Genomic DNA, 24,486 nt, shown 5'->3' on the forward strand with positions numbered 1-24,486 from the left:
TAGCAGAAATAAGAACATACCATCATGCATGGGAGGCGCAAAAAAATGAGTTTTTTCTTGGCAGGGATTGTGCTCTGGTCACTCGTTATTTTATCTTTTGTGCTGTTGATCGTGGGAATCTGGAAAAAATCATGGCAGTTGTTGGCGTGGAGCGGGGCTGCAATGTTATTGCCCAGTTTGCTGATTTTTATGGGGGATGATGGAATTTGGTTCAAGATGGCCATTGTACCGCCGATTTTATTGTTTGCCGGTGCGTATTATATGCGTTATAAGATGAAACATACTTTTTAACAGGCAATATGAAAAAGAAGCAATAACCGTATAGCAATCCTTCTTTCTCCAGGTTATGAGGTGAGGGTATAGTGGAAAACCAAACAGCTTTAGCAGGAAAGGGTTTTAAAAAAGGCTCTTTCTTGGCTGTGCTAATGGCCGGAGTGTTTGTTGCTATACTAAACCAGACGCTCCTTGCGACTGCTTTGCCGCATATCATGGAAGATCTACAGATTAATGCCAACACCGCGCAGTGGCTGACGACCGTCTTTATGCTGGTTAACGGAGTCATGATTCCAGTCACTGCTTTTTTGATTGGCAAATTTTCAACACGGCGTTGAATCCGCAACAATGAGGTATGGAAGGCCTGGCGCGTGGAGTGAATATTTCATTTATCACAGCAGGCATTTTGAGCGGAATTGGTGTTTTTATGGCCTTTTTTCTAAAACGGGCGGTGCCGGAGGAAGAAAACTGAGCTATTTTATTCTAAAAACATGCTGTTTTAATAAAGGTTAGTTTTTTAGAAGATGTTTTGTCACAACCTGTCCATTTACTTCTCTTGCTTTCTTTGGTAAGATGTCTGACGACTGAATATATAGGTGTTGAATTGCCTAAATATTCTAATCAGGAAATTAAATTAATGAGGTGAAGCAGTGAATTTATTGTGGGGAATACTTGGCATATTCGTTGTTTTAGGGATAGCGTTCTTACTATCCGGAGCTAAAAAGTCTATCAAACCACGGACAATCCTTGGTGGTTTAGCGATTCAGATTACATTTGCATTTATGGTGCTAGAATGGGAGTTAGGGAGAAAAGCTTTGCTTTGGCTTTCCAATGTTGTACAGAATGTAATTAACTACGCGGGAGAAGGGATCAGCTTTGTATTTGGCCCTGCAGCCGATACAACAAACTTCGGTTTTGTATTTGCTTTCCAAGTACTAACGATCATCATCTTCTTCTCTTCTTTAATTTCGGTTCTTTATTATCTTGGCATTATGCAAATTATTATCAAATTTTTGGGCGGCGCTTTGGCGAAACTTCTTGGAACAAGCAAAGCGGAATCTATTTCAGCTGCGGCGAACATTTTTGTCGGACAGACGGAAGCCCCATTGGTAGTGCGCCCGTTCATCGCGGGAATGACTAAATCTGAATTATTCGCTGTTATGACAGGCGGATTGGCCTCAGTGGCCGGTTCGACATTAGCAGGTTATGCGCTTCTTGGCGTGCCTCTCGAGTATCTGTTGGCCGCAAGCTTCATGGCGGCTCCAGCCGGTTTGATCATGGCTAAAATGATGATGCCGGAAATTGAAACAGTGGAAGAAAAAGATTTTATTATGGAAAAAGACAAAACTTCAGTTAACGTGGTGGATGCTGCGGCACGCGGAGCAGCTGATGGTCTGCAATTGGCATTAAATGTCGGCGCCATGCTTTTGGCATTTATCGCATTGATTGCGTTATTGAACGGGGTGCTTGGCTGGTTCGGCGGCTGGTTCGGCGCAGAAAACTTGACGATTCAAAGCATCCTCGGCATCATTTTCTCGCCGCTTGCTTTTGCAATCGGCGTGCCGTGGGCTGAAGCGGTCCAAGCGGGCAGCTTTATCGGACAAAAATTGGTGCTCAACGAATTTGTGGCGTACACAGCGTTTGCACCTGAAATTGCTAACTTGTCGCCTAAAACGGTCATCGTTGTCAGCTTCGCCCTTTGCGGTTTCGCGAACTTAAGCTCGTTGGCAATTTTACTTGGCGGACTTGGTGCAATGGCACCGACCCGCCGTCCAGACATCGCGCGCATGGGCCTTAAGGCTGTTGCGGCAGGGATGCTAGCTTCTCTGCTGAGTGCGTCAATTGCTGGTATGTTTTTATAATAGAATGATTAAGGCATCTGCGAAAACGCAGATGCCTTTTTTTGTTCTGGAGGAGCAGTTGTGAGCGGATTACGCACGTTCAGAAGAATTTATGCACGTTCAGGAAGAAATACGCACGCTCAGCGAAACTTATGCACGTTCAGCAAAATGAGCAATATAAAATAAAAAAGTCTCATATGAGTGAGACTTTTTCATTCCGGCATGTGATACGAATACGCTTTTGACTCGCCAATTCTTTTCAAATCTGTTCTCCCTAACAAGCGAGTGGCTACTGCTCTAGATTCAACTCCGCAAAAACTGCGGAGTTTTTGGTTTGTTAGATGTCTCTCTACAAATGTCAAATACTCACGAATAGCTAAAATATGGGCGGATTCGTCACGCGCACCGCACTTGCTGCACTCCCAATTACGTTTGTTGCGCTGCATTGTCAGCTCTTTGCAGCTCCGGCAATAGACCCCTGGCTTTAAATCTTTGGAGTCGATGAAAAAATGCACACATAGAGGGGGATGTTTATAAGGGGCTTGATTAGCCAGGATCATTCTTTTGATTTTCAGCAGGTTAAGGTTTGGGGATTCTGGGGGAAAGGCCAGCAAAATCTTTAGAAGATACTCCACCATCTGATAAGTTTTACAAATGGCTGTATCAGGTGGCTTAGAAAGGAATTCGCATTCTTTAGCTGTGAAGACAATCAAACCAGCTATCGGCAAACGGATATTATTTATTTTGAAAAACTGTTTCAGAAAGCGAATGTGCTTGTTCATTTGAATTCTCGGATCTTCCAGAATGGTTTTTTCTCCTTCAATAGTAAGACGGAAAAATTCGTCTGTTTCTTTATTGAAATAAAGCTGACCATTGATGTTTTTCGACTCGATAATGATAGCACCGTGACTTGTAAGCAGAAGACCGTCCATTTGCACCGGCCAAGTACCGATTTTCAAGTTGACATTCCACAGGATGTGGAACTCGTCTTCCAAATAGAATTCCTTGAACTCTTTCTGCAAACGGCTCTCGCCTCGGGTGCCTGCCATCGTCCAGTGAAGTTTTCGTTTAAGAAACTCCCGCTGAGGATGATCGCTTTCCAATCTTCCCAACAACAATTCCAGTGCTTCGGCAATTGGCAATAATTCTACAGCTATACAAATCCCTCCTAATATGAATTAACTGCATTATAGCACTGCTTTCTTCCTCTATACTATAGAATGTTCATGCTTCACGAAAACTTATTAGCTGTTACGCACGTTCAGAGAAAAATACGCACATTCAGCATAACTTACGCACGTTCAGAGAAAAATACGCACATTCAGCATAACTTACGCACATTCAGAGAAAAAAAGCCTGTTCGAGCCATTTTCATTCCTCCTTAAAGAATAGAATCCTATAAAGCTTTCTTCCTTGACAGTGGTATCTTTTTTCATTAAACTACTGTATTGGCTCACCTATTCTATATAGGAAGAGCGGGTTGGGAGAGGGCTAATTTAATAGAAGGTAGAAACTATGTTTAATTGGGTAGACCGGTTTTTTGGTCTTCAAGCAAATGAAACAACAGTAAAGCGCGAAATGTCGGCAGGGTTGATCGGCTTTTTTACAGTGGTGTACATCATTGCGGTCAATTCATTAATTTTGTCGGAAGCGGGCATGCCGCTTGAAGCTGCAATTGTCGCAACCATAGCGGCTTCTGTATTCGGCTGTCTGGTTATGGGCTTTTGGGGCAATGCTCCGATTTTGCTGGTTCCAGGCATGGGCATCAATGCTCTTTTTTCATACACGATGGTCCAGTCAATGGGCTTGTCATGGCAAGAAGCGCTTGGTGTGGTGTTCGTTTCAGGTGTGATTTTTGTCGCTGTAGCATTCACGCGATTTTCGAAACTTTTGAGTGCTGCTGTGCCGCATTCGCTGAAAGAAGCGATTACAGTTGGGCTTGGTTTATTCCTGATGCTCATCGGACTTGAAAAAGGCGGCATTGTTGAACGAGGAACAGCCTCAATCTTGGCACTCGGCTCACTTGGCGAAGCGCACGTGCTTGCAACGGTCTTGACGTTTATCGTCGCCATCATTTTATTTGTCCGCAATGTACCAGGAAATTTCCTGATTACCATTGTGGCGGGAACTGTGATTGCTTCGTTTTTCGGTTTGATCGATTTCAGCCGGATGGATGGCGCATCGATTAACGTATCAGAAGCATTCTCGGTGTTTGGCGCATTGTCGTTTGACGGAATCGTGTCAATGACATTTTGGATAGCGGTCTTTTCACTGACAATGGTACTGGTATTTGAAAACATCGGGCTCGTTCATGGACAAGTCAATTTTATCAATCGCCCTGAAAAGTTTAGCCGCGCGTTCCAAGCAACGTCGTTGTCTTCAATGGCATCCGGCATTTTCGGCACCAGTCCCACAGTGGCATCGGTCGAAAGCGCTTCGGGTATGGTGGCAGGCGGACGGACAGGATTGACTTCCATTACAGCCAGCGTGTTGTTTTTGGTGTCGGTGTTTTTCATTCCGGTTATCAAATTGATTCCGGATAGCGCCATTGCCCCGATTTTGGTGATTATTGGCGGCCTTATGCTTCAAAATATTCGAAATCTTGATATGCAGGATATGAGCGAAAGCTTTCCGGCACTATTGATTATTGCGCTTATTCCGTTTACTTACAGCATTGCGGACGGTATCGGTATTGGCTTTATCCTATATCCGATTTTAAAAATCGCGATTGGAAAAGCCCGTGAAGTTTCAATTACACTTTACATCATCGCTGCTTTGTTCCTGATGAATTTCATATTCCATGTAATCGGATGACACAAAAGCGCATTTGCGAAAGCAAATGCGTTTTTCTATACAATAAAAAAGGTTTTCTGGCTATTTCCTGACATCAGATGGGACATGGTATAATAAAATCACAAAAAAGTTGAAAGGAGTTGGCATCCACATGAAATTTACCAAATCAAAAATGGAACGACTTGTCAGTGAAAATCCGGAATTGAAGAAACAGATGAAAGTATTGATGAAAGATATGGACTTGGAGAAGAATTTTGCGCTAAAGGCTCTCTATCATTCCCAAGTATCCGACAATGGGCCATTCCAGTCGGCTTATCAGGATTTGGACTTGCAATAAACCGTTCGGTTAATTTTTATAAAGGCTTATTGAAAGAACAAACTAGCCAAAGTTAATACGTACAGCTTTTGTACAAATAAAAATCCCGCCTGCAAAGCCTGGCGGGATTTTTCGTTTTTATTTATAACGGTTGCTGCTGGAGCCATTCTTGCCAGAATTCGTAAGAAGTGCCGAGGTAGGCAACATTTCCTTCAACCTCAGGTTCCTTCAATGCTCTTCCTCCAACAATAAAGTGCATATCCGGATTTGTTTTGGCTAGTTTATCGATGTAGTTGTCCATGACGGGCTTCATTTTTTCATTGGAAATCGACATGCAAAGAAGCTTAAAATTTTGCTTATCAATCAATTCATCAAGCCCTTCAAGAGGCGTGTCCGGTCCGATGTAAGCGACTGAAAATCCATTTTCCCGAAGAAATAATGTAAACAGCAGCAAACCAAGCTGATGATGTTCTCCGCTCGGACACAATGCCAACGCTTTCGGCAAATCAGGTGCAGTAGGGAAGACACGGAAAAACTGGTTGAATCGCTGTTGGATGATATGGCTGATCAAATGTTCGTGAGCTACAGTAATATTGCCTTTTTCCCACTCGTTTCCAATGCGGACCATAAGAGGAGCAATTATTGAGAAAAAAACGATCCGGTAATGGAAAAGCGAAAAATTCAAATCAAGTAAATAGTTGAAGCGCTCCGTGTCCATTTCGGCTGCAGCTCCATATAGTTCTTGTATCTGTTTATCATAAGGCTGGTTATGATGTTCCCTTGTGTCGTCCTGTTTTGCATGGAACTTTTTCCGTGAGAGGTGAAGCTGCTGGACGGCTTGGCTAATTTTCATGCCTTTTTCCTGCACCTGAATTTTCAACCATTTCAAGTCTTCCAAATTCTGATCTGAGTAGAGACGATGCCCGGATTCTGTACGCGCAGGTGTAATTGCGTCATAGCGTGTTTCCCATGAACGGATGGTCACTTTTGGCATATCTAATATTTTGGCGGCTGCTTTGATGTTGTACATAGCATTACCTTCATTTCTATAGTTTAGTCTAATAGTTATATAATTATTATACATCCTGAAGGAGTGTTACGTAAAGCTGTGTACACTAGCATACAAATGAAAAAGCTGATCCCAATTGGGACCAGCTTTTTTTATCTGGAGATTACGGCAGACGGTTTAGCCGTACGAGAACGTTGCCAAACTACTGTAATAGCTGTTGTGATTAATAATAACAATAAGCCGAGGATAAACGGATAAACAATATTGATATCATAAAGCATACCGGCAAGCAGTGGGCCCATGACATTTCCGATACTCATATAGGCATTGTTCATGCCCATGGCAAAACCGACTTCGCCTTCAGCCATTTTTGAAATCATGGTGTTAAGTACAGGGCGCAGAATAGATGATGCCATGAATATGATCAGTGAAACGGCGAAGAACATCGCATAGTTTCCAGCGATCAAAGACAAGAAGAAACCAGCCGCAGCAACAATCAGGAATGCTATTAAGACTGCGGTTTCACCAAAGCGGCGCACAATGCGGTCTACGATAAACAGCTGAACGATAACACTGACAACGCCGGTTGCTGTAATCATAAACGCGATGTCTTTTGCTGTTGATTGGAATTGGTTGTCCAAATACAAGCCGACAACCGATTCATATGCCAGCAAACCGAAACTCATGACGAGTGTGATGACCAGCGGAATAAAGTAAGGCATGCTGACTGAACGGCCAATTTTTCGGAACATCGACTCTTGTTCAGCTAAAAGCATCGCTTCAGTTTGTTCCGTAACGGGAGCATCGTTTTCTTTCAACAAAGCAACCGAGAAAAGAACTGCTACAAGAGAGACAAGTGCTGAAACTAAAAAAGGCAGTTTTAAATCATAGTCGGCAAGAAAACCGCCGATTCCAGGACCGACAACGATACCAAGAGACATGGCAGCAGAAACGAGGCTGTTCCCTTTGGCGCGTTGATCATGAGTTGTAATATCCGCGATATAGGCGAAAATTGCCGGAACGAGCATAGCTGCACCTATTCCTCCAATAACACGTGAAAAGTACAAGACCCATATGGAGTCAGAAGCATAAAAAACGAACATGGAAGCGGTCAGGCCGGCAAGGCCATAGATGATCATCTTACGGCGACCATATTGATCGGCCCATTTTCCGGCAATCGGGGAAAACAGGAACTGCGCGGCTGCGAAAATCGCAATCATCAGGCCAGCTGCCATTCCGCCTTGATTAATGGAAGCTAAGTATGAAGGAAGAATCGGTATGATAATTCCGAAACTTGCAATGGCGATAAACATATTAATCATTAAAATAATTATTTTCTTTTTTTGTTCAGGAGACATGGAAATACATCCTCATTTCTTTCTATATGATATTGTTCGGAACACTAAAATCTTGAATCCAACCTTATATAGAATAGGGTTGGAGGAGAATTTTGTCAATGAAACAAACTTGACTTTTAAGCATGCTGTTTCGAAATTTCGCCATGTAAATAGGAAAAGAAAAAGCTGAACCCTAGACGAGGGACTCAGCTTCAAGAGCACGTGTTTCATCTGCATTAGCAGAGATCGTTTTTCTGCCGTTTGAATGGTACCAAGCGACTGTAATGCCGATTGTAACCATCAACATGGATAATCCGAGTATAAACGGATAAACCATCTTGGTATCGTACAGCATACCGGCAGATATAGGCCCGATTACATTGCCTATTCCCATATAAGAAGTGCTCAATCCCATAGCGAATCCGACTTCGCCTTTGGCCAGTTTTGAAATCAGGATGTTAAGCACCGGCCGGAGAATCGACATCGCCATGAAAATAATCAAAGTAGCAACAAAGAACATGACGTAGCTTCCGGCAAACAAGGCCAACAAGAATCCGGTGGAAGCAACAACAAGAAACGTGATCAGAACAGGCACTTCGCCAAATCGGCGAATCAGCCGATCGACAGCAAATAATTGCGTAAGAACACTGACTCCCTGTATGGCAATGCAGATAAGTGCGATATCTTGTACGCTGGCAGAAAACTCATCATTAAGCACCAAACCGAAAATCGATTCAAAGGCCACCAAACCGAAACTCATGACAAACGTAATGATAAGTGGAAGAAAGTAAGGCATTTTAGTGGAGCGGGCAATTTTTTGGGACATGGACTCTTCATCTTCAAGATTTCTTACGTTTTCTTGGCCGGTCCGTGACGGATCGCTTTCTTTCAAGAAAGCGAAAGCGAACAATACCGAGGCAAGAGCGATGAATGCGGAAACAAGGAAAGGTGCCTTAACGCTGTAGCCGGACATGAACAGCATGATAACCGGTCCAGCAACAAGCCCCAGTGACACAGAGGCCGTAACCAGACCGGTCCCTTTTGCCCGTTTTTCAAGTGATGTCACATCTGCGGTATAGGCGAAGACAGCAGGTATCAGAAAAGCATCACCGATGCCGCCGATCACACGCGCCGTATATAAAACCCATAACAAGTCAGTTGCATAGAACAAAAAGCCCGAAAAAGTAATCATGGCTAATCCGATTATGATCATTTTGCGGCGGCCGTACAAATCTGTCCATTTTCCGCCTAGCGGAGCAAAGAGAAGTTGTGCGCCGGCGAAAATAGCGATAATCATTCCGGAAGCCATTCCGCCTTGGCCAATGGATTCCAGATAAGCAGGGATTACAGGGCCGGTAATCCCGAAACTTGTTATGGCAATAAACATGGTAATCATTAATATTGAGATTTTCTTACGTTGAGTTGGAGACATGAAAATTGTTCCTCGTTTCAAATATATTATTGCACCATTACGTTTTCGTTTTGACAACTTTCCTATAGTAGTCCCGTGAAAGCAGGAAGTCAATATAAAAATCCGATATTTATTATTAAATTAGTGTAAAATATATTTTAGTAAAAACACTTTAAGTGGAATAATTGAAGTGATTTTATTGTAAGAGCTTTCATGATCGTAGTCTTGCAGAATTATTGCATCCATGTAATTTGCAACTAATTAGATCGTCGGTTGTAAAAAGGCAACGAGGAATGTCAAAATTGTGACACGAGAAATTGGAAAATGATCCGAATAAACGCCATTTTAGAGCAGGCTTTTTAAAGAAATGGTTGGAAAACATTATAATGTAGAAGAGCAGAAAATATAATCTAACTCCGAAAGGTGACAGTGATGGAAAATAACATTCATCGAATTCAAGCTATTCAATTGCAAGAACGGATTGTGGAAGCGGAAACAGCCGCATCATGGATTCAAGACGGTATGACGCTCGGGTTAAGCGGATTTACTCGCGCAGGGGATGCAAAAGCAATTCCTTATGCTTTAGTAAAACGTGCAGAAGATGAAAGTTTTAAAGTGAATGTGTTTACCGGGGCTTCATTAGGCTCGGATATTGATAAATTGTTTGCGGAAGCAGGAATTGTGAACAAGCGATTGCCGTTTCAGGCGGAACCTGCGATGCGCAAAAAAATAAATGAAGGCGAAATGTTGTTTGTCGACCATCACTTGTCCCATACGGCAGAGTGGATCAAGGCAAACGTTATAGAACCGATAGATTTTGCAGTTATTGAAGCACTCTCGATTACAGAAGATGGGATGATCATTCCAACGACTTCTGTCGGAAACTCAGCTCTTTTTGTAAAACATGCGAAAAATGTGATTGTAGAAATCAATCTGGCGCAGCCGGAACTTTTTGAAGGTATTCATGATATTTATGACACCGGAAAACAAGGTGAGCGCTCACCGATTCCGTTGACCAAAGCCGATAACCGAATCGGCACTATCGGAATCCCGGTGGATTTGGAGAAAATTAGAGGCATTGTATTTACTCAGCAAGAAGATTCCCCTTCACCGATTGTCCCGCCAGATGCCGAAACTGAAGTTATAGCCGGCCATCTTTTAGATTTCTTGCGTTCAGAGGTTCAAGCAGGACGGCTGACTGAAAAGTTGGCGCCGCTGCAATCAGGCATCGGTTCTGTTGCAAACGCAGTATTGGAGGGATTGATCGATTCTGAATTCAGCGATTTGGAGATGTATTCGGAAGTACTGCAGGACGCTGTGTTCGATTTGATCGATGCAGGAAAAGTGAAGTTTGCTTCAAGTTCTTCTATTACATTGTCACAGGAAAAAATGGATCACGTTTATAACAACTTTGAGAAATACCGTGACAAAATCCTGCTACGGCCACAGGAAATCTCCAATCATCCGGAAATCATTCGCCGCCTCGGCTTGATTTCGATCAATACGGCGTTGGAGTTCGATATTTACGGCAATGTCAATTCGACGCATGTGTCCGGAACGAAAATGATGAACGGCATTGGCGGCTCAGGCGACTTTGCGCGCAACGCACGACTTGCCATCTTTGTCACCAAGTCGATCGCCAAAGGCGGCAAGATCTCAAGTGTCGTGCCATTTGTTACTCATGTCGACCATACCGAGCACGATGTGGACATCGTCGTGACAGAGCAGGGGTATGCCGACTTGCGCGGGCTTGCACCGCGTGAACGCGCAAATTTGATTATCGATAATTGTGTGCATCCGATGTATCGTGAACAAATGCGAGCATATTATAAAGAAGCATTGACTCGCGGCGGGCAAACGCCTCATGTACTGGAAAAAGCTTTTTCGTGGCACGCAAACCTTGCTCAAACAGGGACGATGCTTCAGCAAAAAGAACAGCTTGTTTAAAGAAACAAAAACCCAGCCAGTCCGCGTTCGGACTGGCTGGGTTTTATTATTTACCGCCGTACATTTCTGAAGTGCTGCGTGAATACAATTCAATCGTATGGCCGAAAGGATCTTTTGTATAAACCAAGTAATGAGGTTTTCCGTCCGAAAGACTCCAGATTTTGCTGGTTTGTTTTCCGCCGTACTGCACGATTCGCTCTATTGTTTCCACAAGATCGTCGACAATGAGGCAGATGTGGAAAAAGCCGGAGTGGGCAGGAAGTGGCTCTTCTTTAAAAGTAGGCTGCTGGAATTCGAATAATTCGATTCCGACGCCTCCCGAAGACATCAAATGCACGTTCCGTGTTTTTTTTACTTCTTCGCCTAACAGATCTTGTGTCATGTTTGGACGTTTTTCCTTTTCCTCATTAAATTCAAAAGGTCCGGCAAGCACATAAAAGCCGAACACTTTACTATACCAGTTGATAGCCTGCTCTAAGTTAGGGACTGCAAGGCCAATATGGGTGATTACGCTCATTTTACCGCCTCCTTATGTATATAGGACATTACCCGGAAAACGCACTTCTAACACAATATGAAAACAGAGTTTTCTGGATAAACAAAAATAGTTGTTGTCAATGGTTATTTTTAGTATTATAATAAACAATTGTGAAAATCGAAAAGAGGGTACCTAACAATGAAAAATTCCATCTATGGATTGACGTTAGATCAACTAAAAGAATGGTTTTTGGAAAATGGACAAAAGAAATACCGTGCCGAACAAGTTTGGGACTGGTTATATATTAAACGCGTGACTGAATTCTCGCAGATGAATAATTTAAGTAAAGATGTTATTCAACTGCTGGAGGAGAACTTTGCGATCCGTACACTTGAAGAAGCGGTCAAGCAGGAATCTTCAGATGGCACGATCAAATTCCTTTTCCGCCTTCAGGACGGAAACTTGATCGAAACTGTCTTAATGCGCTTCAAATACGGAAATTCCGTCTGTGTAACAACACAAGTCGGCTGCAACATCGGCTGCAGTTTCTGTGCAAGCGGGCTATTGAAGAAGAGCCGCGATTTATCTGCTGGTGAAATTGTTGAGCAGATCATGCAAGTGCAAGCTCACTTTGATGCTCAGAAAAAAGACGAGCGCGTCAGCCACATTGTGGTTATGGGAATCGGCGAACCGTTTGACAACTATACAAATTTGATGGGCTTCTTGAATGTTGTTAACTCACAAAAAGGTTTGGCTATCGGAGCTCGCCATATCACTGTGTCGACAAGCGGAATTGTACCGAAAATCTACGATTATGCGGACGAAGGCTTGCAGGTCAATCTTGCGATTTCTATCCATGCGCCGAACAACGAATTGCGTTCGCGCATCATGAAAATCAACAAAGCTTATCCAATTGAAAAATTGATGGCTGCCATTGATTATTATCTGGAAAAATCCAATCGTCGCATCACATTTGAGTATATTTTATTGCGCGATGTCAACGACCATGTCGAAGAAGCAAACCAGCTGGCAAAATTGCTTGAGAACAAACGCCATTTGTCATACGTCAACTTGATTCCATACAACTCTGTCAGTGAGCACGACCAGTACCAACAAAGCACGCCGGAAGCGATCAGCGCTTTCTTCGATGCGTTGAAAAAGAAAGGCATCAACTGTGGCGTCCGTGTAGAACAAGGCGCAGACATCGATGCAGCTTGCGGCCAATTGCGCAGCAAGCAAATCAAAAAAGAAAAAACAACCGTATAAGTAAGCGGAAAAAGCGTCCTGCATGCAGGACGCTTTTTATAGGCTTATTTTGAGTGAACGGGCATAAGTTTTTCGGAGCGTGCATAAATTCTGCTGAACGTGCATAAATTCCACTGAGCGTGCGTAAACTCTTCTGAGCGTGCATAAGCTCAAAAAAGACAGCTTTTTAAGGCGAAAAGAAAAAAATCCCATCTGCAAGAATGCAGATGGGATTTTTTCATTTTCCTCCAGACTGAAGATTGATGCCCTGGATAAAATATTTTTGGAAAAAGAAGAACAGGAGAATGACTGGCAATAACACGATAAGTGAACCGGCCATCAAGTAATTCCACTGGGTGCTAAGCTGTCCTTTGAAGACTTGCAGGCCGATTTGCAGCGTATACAAGTTTTCATCGTTTAAATATAATAGCGGTCCGAGAAAATCATTCCACGCGCCATTGAACGAGAAAATGGCTACCGTAGCGATTGCCGGTTTTGTCAACGGCAATCCTATTTTCCACCAAATGTAAAAATGATTAGCACCTTCTATTTTTGCTGCTTCAATCAATTCAGTAGGAATCGTCATATAAAATTGGCGAAGGAGAAAGATGTTGAAGGCGCTGCCGAAAAAAGCAGGCACAAACAATGGATAATAAGTATTGATCCAATTCAATTTGGCAAAAAGGACATATTGTGGAATCAGTGTCACAAATCCTGGAATCATCATCGTAGCCAGGACAATTGCAAACAATATATTCTTTCCTTTAAAAGGAATTTTGGCAAAGCCGTAAGCAATAAACGAATTTGACAGTACATTTCCGATTACTACCAGGGTGGTAATCGTCAGTGTATTAATTGTATAGCGTGTAAAGGGAGCAGCTTCCCATGTCCGTATATAATTGCTGAACAACCAATTCTCCGGCCAGAAGGAAGGCGGGAACGACATTACTTCTGCCATTGTTTTAAGAGAAGTGGAAACCATCCACCATAAAGGGGAAATGATAAGCAAACCGCCAATTGCAAGCAGGAAAAAATTGAGTATCGTCAGAAAGTTTTTCCGGTTTCCCCGGTGCTCCAAGAAACTCGGATTTTCATTTGTCTTGCCGATGCTTTTCAAGTCGCTAGTACGGTCTAAGTAATCGTTATCTTCAGGAGTTTTATCCATTTATTTCTCCTCCCCTTCGTAATGTACCCAACGAGGAGCAAGTTTCAGATTGAAGATGGTCAGGATGAATACAATGACGAATAAAATCCACGACATTGCCATGGCATAGCCCATGTTGAAATTTGTAAATGCTTGTTTCCACATATACAAATTGTAGAAGAGCAAAGAATTCGCTGGTCCGCCTTCACCGTTATTGGACATGACATAAGCTTCCTGAAAAATCTGGAACCCGCCGATGAGACTCGTCACCACATCAAAGAAAATGACGGGAGTAATCATCGGGATCGTAATATGGAAAAACTTTCTCCATGTATTCGCTCCGTCTATTTCCGCAGCTTCGTAAAGGTTTTTAGACACACCTTGCATGCTCGCTAAATACAAAAGCATTGCGCCGCCCACACTCCAGAGTTTCATGAAAATCAGAGAAGGTTTTGTCCAATTGGGATCGAACAGCCAATTTGGCCCGTCGATGCCAAACCAGCTCAATACCAGATTGACCATCCCGGTGCCCGGATCGAGAAGCTGCATCCACAGCATATAAACTCCGACACCGGATAACACTGCCGGCAAATAATATAGGGTCCGGAAAAAACGGATGCCTGGCATATCCTGGTTCAACAAGGCGGATAGGAAAATCGCTCCAATGGTCGTCAGCGGCACTGAAAATAAAACAAAATACAAGGTGTTCCAAAGTGAGGTCCAAAAAAGGCTGTCTTCAGTGAAAAGTCCTTTGTAGTTTTCTCCTCCGATAAAGTCCATCTGTGATGTTATGTTATAGTTTGTGAAACTCGCCGCAAAGGAAAATACCAAAGGTCCCGCAGTGAAAGCGAGAAATCCGATAATCCATGGCAATACAAAAATATAGCCGTAGATGCTTTCCTTACGCCGCATGGTCAGTCTCTTTTTCCCCAAAACGGTCCCCCCTTGCTTACTGGTTTTTCTTGATCAAGTTCTCGACATCTTTCTGCGATTTCTCTAATGCTTCTTTAGCTGTCATAGAACCAAGGAAAAACTGATCCACATTCGGGTTAATCAAGCTGCTGAAATCAGGTGCGACTACCGGAATCGGAGTTAACAGCGTCTGCTCCATGTTTTCGACCGCTTTCTGATAAACCATTGAGCCGTCTTCAGTGAATTCTGATGATTGTGAAGCAGCTTCGGCAGCTTCAACGTTTGCCACGTTATCAAAGTTTTGGACAGCCCAATATGTTTGTGCTTCAACATCTGTCAAGTATTTGATAAATTCCCAAGCTTCTTCAGCATTTTTAGAGCCTTCAGGAATTTCCGCTACGAAACCGCCGCCCCAGCTTGTGTGGCCGTTGCCTTCTTCGTATTCAGGAAGTTCAACCACGCCAAAATTCAAGTCTTCAGCATAATCACGGATTTGTGTATAGAAAGTTGGTGCTTGAGCGATCATTGCCAAATCGCCGCTAAAGAAAGGATGCCCTTGCTGGCTGTCAATCTGTGCTTGGTAAGAGTTGACTACCTTGTCGCCGTAGCGGTCTTTCCAAGTTTTCAACCAGTTCAGGACCTCTTCATTTTTCGCTGTATCGATTTGGACGTTGTTTTCTTTGTCAAAATAGTTCTGGCCATTCGCGTTTAATAACCAGACGTCATACCCGATTCCCCATAATGGGTAGAAACCGATACGCTCATAGTCGTTTCCGGATTTCTTATCCAGCTTAGCTGCATACTCTTCAAGTTCAGCCCAAGTTGTCGGTGGCTGTTCAGGATCTAAGCCTGCTTCTTCAAAAGCGTCTTTGTTATAAAAAAGAACACGTGTATCAGTATTGAACGGAATTCCGTATGAATCGCCTTCGTAAAGTGTTGCGTCCCAAAGTTCAGGGTAGAAGCGATTTGAAATATCATCCTGCTCCAAGAATTGGCTCAAGTTCATCGCTTGCTTTTTTTGGCCGCGAAGCGCTGTTGCGTTGATATCATTAATCACGACATCAGGAGGATCGCCAGCAGCTATTGATGCAAGTTCTTTGGTCCAGATATCGCCAAACGGCAGAAAAGTATGTTTCACTTCAATTTCGTCTTGCGATTCGTTAAAGTCTGCAATAATTTTTTCAATAATCGGACGGCGGATTTCAGAACCCCAGAACGTCCAGAAATCGATGACGGTTTTGCCTTCTGAATTTTCTTCGGTGTTATTGTTTTCATTGTTGTTGGTGCTGTTGCTGTTGTTGCTTGTCTGGAAACCTGCACAACCGCTTAAAAATAAAACCAAAGCTGTCAGTACTAAGATAAAGCTGTGAGTTTTTTTCATTTCCCTTCACTCCTCCTGATGATGTGTCAAAAAATTAAAAGTATGATAGGCTATTACTTCGACAGTCGAAGTGATTCTCAGAAAATCTTTGACCCTCGAAGTAATTAGCCTATTTTGCTGGACTTTAAACATTTTCCCCCTCAAAACAGGAAAGAAGGTGGATAGAAAATTCCAGCTTCTACTTCTTAGGTGAAGTATAGCTTAACTTCTCCTGCTTTTCCATTGTCATATTTGTAATATGCTGAAAACTATCTATAATTAAACAAAAGAATGGAGGAAAGCAATATGGCAGAGATTAAAATTAAACATTTAAAGAAAACCTATGACAACGGGGCTATCGCAGTAAAAGATTTTAATCTTCATATCAAAGATGGGGAATTTATCGTCTTTGTCGGTCCTTCTGGGTGTGGCAAGTCAACGACGTTGCGCATGATTGCTGGACTTGAAGAAATTACGGATGGTGAATTTTACATAAATGGTAAACTGATGAATGAAGTTCAGCCGAAAGAGCGGGACATTGCGATGGTTTTTCAGAATTACGCCCTTTATCCTCATATGTCCGTTTTTGAAAACATCGCATTTGGTTTGAAATTGCGCAAGGTCAAAAAGCAGGAAATCAAGCAAAAAGTGGAAGACGCAGCAGCTATTCTTGGACTGGAACCGTACTTGGATAAAAAGCCGAAAGTGTTATCTGGCGGGCAGCGTCAGCGGGTTGCACTTGGGCGCGCTATTGTCCGGGATGCGCAAGTCTTCTTGATGGATGAACCATTATCGAACCTGGATGCCAAACTTCGGGTACAGATGCGGGCCGAAATTGCAAAGCTGCATCAGCGCTTGCAAACAACGACCATTTACGTAACACATGATCAAACGGAAGCTATGACAATGGCCAGCCGGATCGTCGTTATGAAAGATGGCCTCATCCAACAGGTAGGCACACCGAAGGAAGTCTATGATTTCCCAGCGAACCGGTTTGTTGGCAGTTTCATCGGATCGCCTGCCATGAATTTCTTTGAAGGAACTTTAAAGAATGGGGAGTTTGCCATGGGCGACCGGGCGTTGGCGATTCCAGGGGAGCAGTTGGAATGGCTGAAAGGGCAAGGCTATGATGGAGCATCGATTACACTGGGCATCCGGCCTGAGCATATCCACGTAAACAGTGAAGATCTAACGGGAATTCCGACAAGTGAATTTGATGCAACGATTACTGTTTCCGAACTTACCGGGGCAGAAACTATTCTATATGCTCTTTATGCCGATCAGGAATTTGTGGCGCGCGTTGAAGCCGATTCGCAAATCAGCCCAGGACATACGGTAAGGCTTGCCTTTGATATGTCCCATGCCCATTTCTTTAATCCGAAAAACGGAGAACGCATCAAAAAAACAATTGAAAAATCAGTTGTAGAAGTTTCCTGATATGTGATATAGTGGCATCGAAAACGTAAATAATAAACACCACTAGGGGAGCCGGATATCGGCTGAGACGGGCATAAGCCCGGACCCTTTGAACCTGATCTGGATCATACCAGCGGAGGGAAGTGGCGAGTGCATGCTATTTCCTCTTTCATGAGTGCATACGCCGCTTTCCTTTACTGGAAAGCGGCGTTTTTTATTTGCTAAAAAGCGGAAGCGGCTTTCAGCTTAGTTTAGTTGTTTATAAGCTAAGAATAGCCCGGAATCGAAATAAGAAGGAGCTGGAGAAATGCCATTTTGTAAAGAAGTGCGTCAAGAATGCAAGGAGTTGTGGCAAGCAAGTTTTGATCATCCATTTGTAAAAGGGATAGCTGATGGCACGCTGCCCCTTGACCGATTCCGGTTTTATGTAATGCAAGACGCTTACTATCTGTCACATTTTGCAAAAGTGCAAGCAATCGGAGCTGTTAAAGCGAAAGATTTGGAAACGACAAAACGTTTCGCTCATCATGCAGAACAGACATGTGCCGCGGAAATGGCGCTCCATGAATCGTTCATGGAATTGCTGGATGTAACAAAAGAAGATTGGGCGGCGTTTGAACCATCCCCAAGTGCATATGCTTACGTATCACATATGTACCGGTCTGCGGAAGGGGATTTGGCTGACGTCCTTGCGGCAATCCTGCCTTGCTATTGGCTGTATTACGAAATCGGCGAAAACCTGAAAAACGCGAAGCCTGATCATCCGATCTATAAACGCTGGATTGAGACCTACGGCTCGGAATGGTTCGGAAAACTCGTAATTGAACAAATTGAACGAATGGATGAGCTGGCAGAAGGGCTCCCGGAAATAAGGCGCAGTGAATTGAAAGACCGCTTCCGGCGGAGCAGCTATTATGAGTGGAATTTTTGGGAGCAGGCCTGGAAAAAAGAAACGTGGTCTGTTGAAGCTCTTGATAAGGCAGGTGTTTGAAATGATAGATGAATTAAGGAAAAGGAAACCGGTTGTCCATTGCATCACCAATCACGTCGTCTCAAATTTTCAAGCGAATGGCCTGTTGGCAATCGGCGCTTCGCCGATCATGGGAGAGGCGCCGGAAGAAGCCGCAGAACTGGCATCATTGGCCGGAGCCTTGTCTCTGAATATCGGCACGTTGAACGCAATGTCTTTGCAAAGCATGCTGATTGCCGGAAAAGCTGCAAACGAACAAAACATACCAGTCGTTTTGGATCCAGTGGGTGTCGGCGCGACACGCTTCCGGAAGGATGCTGTCACTAAAATCCTTAACGAAGTAACTATTGCCGTTCTTCGCTGCAATGCGGGTGAACTTGCCGCTATTGCCGGAGCGGACTGGCAATCCAAAGGGGTAGATGCAGGAGAAGGCCGAGCGGATGTCGACGAACTTGCCCGCCAAGTCGCTGCACAGCTTGGCATGATTGTAGCTGTTACTGGAAGTGTAGATATTGTAACGGACGGAGAACGGTTTGCTGAGATTCCTTTCGGCGATGCCGTCATGACTTCGGTTACCGGGACAGGGTGCTTGCTAAGTGCTGTTGTCGCCGCATTTTTAGCAATAAAACCAGAAGATGCATTTTCTGCGACTGTTGTGGCGATGCAGTATTACGCGATTGCCGGAGAAAGAGCGAGCGCCGGCGCAAAGCTTCCGGGAACTTTTCAAACGGCCTTTTTGGATGAGTTAAATCAATTCGAGCAAAGCGAAATTGATAAAATGCTTAAGAGAAAGGAAGAAACGGTATGAGTACAATTCCGCAAGTATTGACCATTGCCGGATCTGACTCCGGAGGCGGGGCCGGCATCCAGGCGGATATTAAGACGTTTCAGGAACTTGGGGTTTACGCTACAACTGCAATTACGGCGGTAACAGCCCAGAACACACGTGGGGTAGATGCAATTTATCCGATGACCCGTGAAGCGGTGCGAAGCCAACTGCAAGCGATTGGCTGTGATTTCCAATTGAACGCACTTAAGACAGGGATGTTATTCAGTGCGGAAATTATTGAAGAGACCGCGAGGAATATCATTGAGTTTGGATGGACTAAAGTGGTCGTTGATCCAGTAATGATTGCAAAAGGCGGAGCAGCCTTGCTTCAGCAGGAAGCCATAGAAGCATTAAAACAACATCTTCTGCCTTTGGCAACAGTAGTAACACCAAACATTCCGGAAGCGGAAGTGCTCTGCGGACTGGTTATCAATGATGAGGCATCCCGCAGAAAAGCTGCAGAACATATTTTGGCGCTCGGAGCGGAATCGGTCGTTATCAAAGGAGGGCATGGGACAGATCCGAACAAGGCAGAAGATTTCTATCTTCACCGGTCAGGAGAATTCTTGTTTTTCGGTTCTGCCCGCATCGATACTTCGCAGACGCATGGGACAGGCTGTACGTTTGCCGCTGCGGTTGCAGCGGAATTGGCGAAAGGGGCCACGGCGAAAGAAGCGATCTACGTAGCGAAACAATTCATTCAATCGGCACTTAAGGATGAATTGCATATTGGAGCAGGCCACGGGCCTACCAATCATGCTGCTTACAAAGCAAGGCTGCAAAGGGGAGAAGAAGTATATGGCATTGAAGTTTATCAATAAGCCGTCTATTTATTTTATTATGGGAACTGAAAATACTGGGACACGGCACCCGTTAACGGTCTTGAAAGAGGCGCTTGAAGGAGGAATAAGTCATTTCCAATTAAGGGAAAAAGGGCAATTTGCCTTGACTGGCGACGAATTAAAACAGTTTGCCAAAGACTGCCAGCAACTGTGCCGTGCATATGGAGTGCCTTTTATCATTAACGATGATGTGGAGTTAGCGGAGGAAATTAACGCAGATGGCATACACATTGGTCAAGAAGACGAAGAAGCTGCGGCTGTGCGCAAACGGCTCGGGCCTGATAAAATTCTTGGGGTTTCAGTCCATTCGGTGCAGGAAGCGGCTGAAGCTGTCGGGGCTGGAGCTGATTATGTGGGAATGGGTCCTGTTTTTCCAACCTATACGAAAAGTGATGCGAAAAAGCCGGCCGGCTTAGTTGGCATCCTTTCGGTGAAGTCGACATACCCGAATCTTCCGGTTATTGGGATTGGTGGAATTACTCCCGAAAACGCGGAAAATGTTTGGGCCGCAGGAGCCGAAGGCGTGGCGGTCATTTCCTCTATAGCGCAGGCTGAAGATGTAGCGCATCAAGTAAAGTTGTTCAGCCACTCCTATAAAAAGGGGGCTTTGAAATGAAAACCCAAAAATTAGTGCTGATGGCAATGTTTGTCGCAATTGCTGTAGCAGGTTCAAATTTTGTCTCTTTTCCTGCGGGCATTGCCCGCGCTTACCCGATCCAGCATGCCGTCAATGTTATTTCGGCTGTAATTTTAGGGCCGGGACCAGCTCTTTTGATCGCTTTCCTGACTGGAGCTGTAAGAGTTCTTACGGGTACAGGATCGCTGCTGGCTTTTCCTGGAGGCATGATCGGCGCCCTATGTGCCGGTATGCTGTATGCGAAATTCGGCAAAGTTTGGTTTGCGGCATTGGGTGAAGTGATCGGAACGGGGATTCTGGCATCTTTGGTGGCTGTCCCCTATGCCAAGCTTTTGATGGGAACTGAACTGGGTGCCTTTTTCTTTTTTCCGCCTTTTATCATATCGAGTGCAAGCGGTGCACTGCTAGGCGTCCTTTTAGTTTCAAGATTGATGAGGATGAATGAAAAACGGTTGTTCAACTAAATTTATTGCATTCGCAAGCCGAGTGTTTATCCTCTCGGCAATGAGGGGAAACAAAGGAACAAACACTTTTCGAAAGGGAGTTGACATGGAATGGTGAAAATTGCAGTTGAACAACCGTTTACATCAGTAAAAGACGCGCTTGAAACAAGAGGGTATAAAGTAGACATGTTAGAAGACAAAACAGATTCGGTAAGCTATGACTGTGTAGTGGTCCGAGACAAGGAAGATTTGGCGGATTTTCATATGAATGTTCCTTTAGTTGAGGCTAAGGGCCGCACATTATTCGATATCGTCGAAGAAGTGGAAGAGCGCCTTATCCGCTCTGGGAAGATTTCCGAGCCAGCAGGCTTAGAAAAAGGCGGGATAAGCCCGTTTCTTAAAGGCGCAGCCACTGGAGCTGTCATCGGAGCTGCAGCAGGACTTTTGTTGACTCCAAAAAGCGGCAAGGAAATGCAAGGAACCGTAAAAGAAAAAGCGACAGATACATTTGGGCAAGTTAAAGAAAAAACAAGCGACCTTACAACAAAAGTAAAAGATAAGGCTGGCCCGGTTACAGAAAAAGTAAAAGGCACTGTCGGCCAAGCCAAAGAAAAATCAGCGGGTGTAATGGAAAAAGCTAAAGGCCCGGTAGACAACTTGAAAGCTAAGCGCCAAGAGAAAAAAGAAGAAAAAGAGCTGTTGAAACAGCAAAAAGCGGTTATGAAAGAAGTTAAAGAAGAACAGAAAGCCGTTGAAAAAGAAGCAAAACAAGAAGAAAAAGCGCAAAAAGAGCACGAAAAAGCCGAGAAAAAGGCTGAAAAAGAAATCAAAAAAGCTGAAAAAGAAGCAAAACAAGAAGCCGGCGGTAAAATTGAAGTGGTTGAACTTGGAGACGCTTCAGTTGAAAAGAACGATGCAGGCGGCGTTATTATCAAATCAAAAGACAAGTGATTCAAACTAAATAGAGGTGGCCCGGAAATCTGCTTAAGAGCAGGCATCCGGACCACCTTTTTCTTTTTATTTATTCAGCGGCAATGTCATCAACGGCATCATGGACGACAGGTTCCGGTACACGGGACAAGATGACAAGTCCGATGACGAATAAAACCACCAAACTGAAAACACCCATACTGGAGTTTCCTGTAATTTGGGAAGTAACGGCTACCAAAAGCGGACCAAGTATTGCGGCGAACTTGCCGAATATATTGTAAAAACCGAAAAACTCATTGGAATTTTCTTTCGGCACGAGTTTGCCGAAATACGAGCGGCTAAGGGCTTGGATGCCGCCTTGGCTCGTCGCTACCAGCATGGCCAGGATCCAGAAATCCACGACTGTCTCCAAGAAGAAAGCGTATATGCAGACGATGATATAAACGCAAATGCCGACGTAAAGCATTTTCTTTCCGGTAAAGCGATTAGATAGCCGTCCGTACAGAATCGCAAACGGAGCAGCAACCACTTGAGTGACGAATAAGATAATCAATAAGCTGACTGGGCTGAGTCCCAGGTCAGTCCCATAGGCTGTTGACATGGAAATGATGGTTCCCACTCCGTCAATGTAAAAGAAATAGGCGATCAAAAACAAAAGCAACGCGCGGTATTGGCGAATTTCCCGGATGGTTTTGCTGAGGCGTTTAAAACTTTGGTTGATCGGGTTTGGTTCCCGTTCAATAAAATACCGCTGCTGAACATGGCGGAACATTGGAATGGAAAATACGATCCACCAGATGGCGGTTATGACGAACGCGATCCGGCTCGCATTGATTGTGGAAACAGGTATAATTCCTTGTTGAGAAAGCACAATGATCGCGATGGATATGATGAATGGAATTGTCGATCCGATATAGCCCAGTCCATATCCAAAAGAGGACACGATGTTCATGCGCTTTTCCGTGGTTACATCAACAATGAAGGCGTCATAAAAGACATTGGCCCCTGTAGCGCCGAGCGCCGCAAAAGTGTAGCAGACTAAAAGCATCAGCCAATTGTCGCTTGGCACAAAAGCGAGCATTGCGGTAGCTGCTGTACCGACGAAGAAAAAAGCTGCAAAAAACTTCTTTTTAAGCCCTTCGTAATCTGCGATTGTCCCCAGAATTGGCCCAAGCAAGGCCAAAATAAACGTGAAAATGGCGATTGTATAGCCAAGATAAGCGGTTGAATCTGAAGGACTTACCCCAGCTTCCGTAGCGGCAGCTTTATAGAATAGCGGAAAAACGGCTGTTGTAATGATGATGGAATAAGCGGAACTTCCCCAGTCATAAAGCGCCCAACTCTTCTCTTCTTTTGTATAGTTTTTCATGAGTGCAGTCTCCTTAGTCCTAGATAGGTCTATTGTACAAGAAGAAAAGTGGATTGGGTGAACATTCTAAAAATTTACTGAAATTTTACGCTTGAAATACTTCACTTTTTTAAGTTGAGCAGTGTGTTTTCCTCGAGTAAACTGAAAAAGGGAACTAGGAAGAAGGTCTACGATTGAAATTAATCTCTTGGAATGTAAACGGCTTGCGGGCCGTTATGAAAAAAGGATTTATGGATTTTTTCGAGAAAGTGGATGCTGATGTATTCTGCTTGCAGGAAATAAAGCTGCAGGAAGGCCAGATCGAAATGGAGCTGCCGGGATACTTCAAATATTGGAATTATGCCCACAAGAAAGGCTACTCGGGAACCGCCATTTTTACAAAAAAAGAACCGATATCCGTCCAGTACGGATTGGGGATAGAAGAGCATGACACCGAAGGGCGTATTATTGCGCTTGAATTTGATGATTGCTTCGTCGTAACGGTATATACACCAAATTCACAGCACGGCTTATTGCGGCTTGAGTACCGATTGCGATGGGAAGACGCAATTCTTGCTTACATAAAAAAGCTGGACCGTCAAAAGCCGGTGATTTTGTGCGGGGATTTGAATGTGGCGCATGAGGAAATCGATTTGAAAAACCCGAAAGCGAATTTAAAGAACTCAGGATTTACTCCGGAAGAACGCGGAAAGCTGTCTAGCTTTTTAAAGAGCGGCTTTATCGATACGTTTCGCTTTTTTTACCCGGAAGAAACCGGGAAATATTCTTGGTGGTCTTACCGTTCAGATTGCCGGGCAAAAAATATCGGTTGGCGTATCGACTATTTTATCGCTTCAAACAGGCTTGCGCCGAACTTAGGAGGCGCTAAAATCCATGCAGATGTATTTGGCTCCGATCATTGTCCGGTCGAGCTGGAGATTATAACTTAAACAAACAATCAAAAATCCCGGTTTCTGACATTAAAACTGTCAGGAACCGGGATTT

General features: G+C 44.0%; 23 protein-coding genes, 1 pseudogene and 1 riboswitch. Of the genes and pseudogenes, 15 read left to right on the forward strand and 9 right to left on the reverse strand.

Going from position 1 to position 24,486, the window contains the following annotated elements; translation table 11 throughout:
- Positions 1-45: 45 nt before the first annotated feature.
- From B0H99_RS11125 to B0H99_RS11135, 3 genes and pseudogenes are all read left to right on the forward strand, one after another.
- The gene (locus tag B0H99_RS11125; protein WP_106533734.1) at positions 46-291 is read left to right on the forward strand and encodes a hypothetical protein; all 246 of its coding nucleotides are present in this window, start codon (positions 46-48) and stop codon (positions 289-291) included.
- A 134-nt stretch (positions 292-425) separates the two neighbouring features.
- Positions 426-605 (forward strand): annotated as a pseudogene (locus B0H99_RS11130) (MFS transporter); the annotation flags it as partial.
- A 318-nt stretch (positions 606-923) separates the two neighbouring features.
- Entirely contained in the window at positions 924-2,135 is a 1,212-nt protein-coding gene (locus B0H99_RS11135; RefSeq protein ID WP_106533735.1) for a NupC/NupG family nucleoside CNT transporter, read from the forward strand.
- Between the two features lie 191 nt (positions 2,136-2,326).
- Here the strand turns inward: B0H99_RS11135 and B0H99_RS11140 are convergent, their stop codons facing one another.
- On the reverse strand, positions 2,327-3,256 hold the full coding sequence (locus B0H99_RS11140) for a nuclease-related domain-containing protein (protein WP_245894507.1): 930 nt from the start codon (positions 3,254-3,256) through the stop codon (positions 2,327-2,329).
- 373 nt (positions 3,257-3,629) lie between these two features.
- Between B0H99_RS11140 and B0H99_RS11145 the strand changes: the two genes are divergently transcribed.
- On the forward strand, positions 3,630-4,928 hold the full coding sequence (locus B0H99_RS11145; RefSeq protein ID WP_106533736.1) for an NCS2 family permease: 1,299 nt from the start codon (positions 3,630-3,632) through the stop codon (positions 4,926-4,928).
- 130 nt (positions 4,929-5,058) lie between these two features.
- The gene (locus tag B0H99_RS11150; RefSeq protein ID WP_106533737.1) at positions 5,059-5,244 is read left to right on the forward strand and encodes a hypothetical protein; all 186 of its coding nucleotides are present in this window, start codon (positions 5,059-5,061) and stop codon (positions 5,242-5,244) included.
- 121 nt (positions 5,245-5,365) lie between these two features.
- Here B0H99_RS11150 and B0H99_RS11155 read toward each other — a convergent pair whose 3' ends face one another.
- From B0H99_RS11155 to B0H99_RS11165, 3 genes are all read right to left on the reverse strand, one after another.
- Positions 5,366-6,253: a MerR family transcriptional regulator gene (locus B0H99_RS11155; RefSeq protein ID WP_106533738.1), complete on the reverse strand. Its 888-nt coding sequence runs from the start codon at positions 6,251-6,253 to the stop codon at positions 5,366-5,368.
- A 131-nt stretch (positions 6,254-6,384) separates the two neighbouring features.
- Positions 6,385-7,590, reverse strand: coding sequence for an MFS transporter (locus B0H99_RS11160; RefSeq protein ID WP_106533739.1), 1,206 nt, complete (start codon positions 7,588-7,590; stop codon positions 6,385-6,387).
- A 172-nt stretch (positions 7,591-7,762) separates the two neighbouring features.
- Complete coding sequence (locus tag B0H99_RS11165; protein ID WP_106533740.1) at positions 7,763-9,001, reverse strand: MFS transporter; 1,239 nt, start codon at positions 8,999-9,001, stop codon at positions 7,763-7,765.
- 411 nt (positions 9,002-9,412) lie between these two features.
- Between B0H99_RS11165 and scpC the strand changes: the two genes are divergently transcribed.
- Complete coding sequence (scpC, locus tag B0H99_RS11170) at positions 9,413-10,927, forward strand: succinyl-CoA:acetate CoA-transferase ScpC (RefSeq protein ID WP_106533741.1); 1,515 nt, start codon at positions 9,413-9,415, stop codon at positions 10,925-10,927.
- A 46-nt stretch (positions 10,928-10,973) separates the two neighbouring features.
- Here scpC and B0H99_RS11175 read toward each other — a convergent pair whose 3' ends face one another.
- Positions 10,974-11,444: a VOC family protein gene (locus B0H99_RS11175; RefSeq protein ID WP_106533742.1), complete on the reverse strand. Its 471-nt coding sequence runs from the start codon at positions 11,442-11,444 to the stop codon at positions 10,974-10,976.
- Between the two features lie 159 nt (positions 11,445-11,603).
- Between B0H99_RS11175 and rlmN the strand changes: the two genes are divergently transcribed.
- On the forward strand, positions 11,604-12,671 hold the full coding sequence (gene rlmN / locus B0H99_RS11180) for a dual-specificity RNA methyltransferase RlmN (RefSeq protein WP_106533743.1): 1,068 nt from the start codon (positions 11,604-11,606) through the stop codon (positions 12,669-12,671).
- 217 nt (positions 12,672-12,888) lie between these two features.
- Here rlmN and B0H99_RS11185 read toward each other — a convergent pair whose 3' ends face one another.
- From B0H99_RS11185 to B0H99_RS11195, 3 genes are read right to left on the reverse strand one after another with little or no spacing between them, the layout of a single operon-like run.
- Entirely contained in the window at positions 12,889-13,815 is a 927-nt protein-coding gene (locus B0H99_RS11185; RefSeq protein ID WP_106533744.1) for a carbohydrate ABC transporter permease, read from the reverse strand.
- Positions 13,816-14,727, reverse strand: coding sequence for a carbohydrate ABC transporter permease (locus B0H99_RS11190; RefSeq protein WP_245894509.1), 912 nt, complete (start codon positions 14,725-14,727; stop codon positions 13,816-13,818).
- A gap of 16 nt (positions 14,728-14,743) precedes the next feature.
- A complete protein-coding gene (locus B0H99_RS11195; protein ID WP_106533745.1) occupies positions 14,744-16,087 on the reverse strand; it encodes an ABC transporter substrate-binding protein in 1,344 nt (447 codons plus the stop codon).
- A gap of 285 nt (positions 16,088-16,372) precedes the next feature.
- Here B0H99_RS11195 and B0H99_RS11200 point away from each other — a divergent pair, with 285 nt between their 5' ends.
- The 7 genes from B0H99_RS11200 to B0H99_RS11230 all read left to right on the forward strand — a co-directional run bounded on the left by B0H99_RS11200 (position 16,373) and on the right by B0H99_RS11230 (position 22,154).
- On the forward strand, positions 16,373-17,503 hold the full coding sequence (locus B0H99_RS11200; RefSeq protein ID WP_106533746.1) for an ABC transporter ATP-binding protein: 1,131 nt from the start codon (positions 16,373-16,375) through the stop codon (positions 17,501-17,503).
- 34 nt (positions 17,504-17,537) lie between these two features.
- Positions 17,538-17,641: riboswitch (TPP riboswitch) on the forward strand.
- 148 nt (positions 17,642-17,789) lie between these two features.
- On the forward strand, positions 17,790-18,473 hold the full coding sequence (gene tenA, locus B0H99_RS11205; RefSeq protein WP_106533747.1) for a thiaminase II: 684 nt from the start codon (positions 17,790-17,792) through the stop codon (positions 18,471-18,473).
- A 1-nt stretch (position 18,474) separates the two neighbouring features.
- Entirely contained in the window at positions 18,475-19,260 is a 786-nt protein-coding gene (gene thiM, locus B0H99_RS11210) for a hydroxyethylthiazole kinase (RefSeq protein ID WP_106533748.1), read from the forward strand.
- Positions 19,257-20,102, forward strand: coding sequence for a bifunctional hydroxymethylpyrimidine kinase/phosphomethylpyrimidine kinase (gene thiD, locus B0H99_RS11215; protein ID WP_106533749.1), 846 nt, complete (start codon positions 19,257-19,259; stop codon positions 20,100-20,102). The genes thiM and thiD overlap by 4 nt, the downstream gene beginning before the upstream one ends.
- Positions 20,080-20,739 carry a thiamine phosphate synthase gene (gene thiE / locus B0H99_RS11220; RefSeq protein WP_106533750.1) on the forward strand — a complete coding sequence of 220 codons (660 nt, stop codon included), beginning with the start codon at positions 20,080-20,082 and terminating at the stop codon, positions 20,737-20,739. The genes thiD and thiE overlap by 23 nt, the downstream gene beginning before the upstream one ends.
- Complete coding sequence (gene thiW / locus B0H99_RS11225; RefSeq protein WP_106533751.1) at positions 20,736-21,224, forward strand: energy coupling factor transporter S component ThiW; 489 nt, start codon at positions 20,736-20,738, stop codon at positions 21,222-21,224. Before thiE ends, thiW begins: the two co-directional genes overlap by 4 nt.
- Before the next feature lie 90 nt (positions 21,225-21,314).
- Positions 21,315-22,154, forward strand: a complete 840-nt coding sequence (locus tag B0H99_RS11230) for a YkuS family protein (RefSeq protein ID WP_106533752.1) — start codon at positions 21,315-21,317, stop codon at positions 22,152-22,154.
- A gap of 70 nt (positions 22,155-22,224) precedes the next feature.
- Here B0H99_RS11230 and B0H99_RS11235 read toward each other — a convergent pair whose 3' ends face one another.
- Complete coding sequence (locus B0H99_RS11235) at positions 22,225-23,502, reverse strand: MFS transporter (RefSeq protein ID WP_106533753.1); 1,278 nt, start codon at positions 23,500-23,502, stop codon at positions 22,225-22,227.
- 173 nt (positions 23,503-23,675) lie between these two features.
- On the opposite strand from B0H99_RS11235, the gene B0H99_RS11240 reads away from it, so the two are divergent.
- Positions 23,676-24,431 (forward strand): exodeoxyribonuclease III, encoded by a 756-nt coding sequence (locus B0H99_RS11240; protein WP_106533754.1) that lies wholly within the window; start codon positions 23,676-23,678, stop codon positions 24,429-24,431.
- The last annotated feature ends 55 nt before the right edge of the window (positions 24,432-24,486 follow it).

Origin of the sequence: Planomicrobium soli (genome assembly GCF_003014655.1) — a bacterium.
GTDB lineage: Bacteria > Bacillota > Bacilli > Bacillales_A > Planococcaceae > Planococcus > Planococcus soli_B.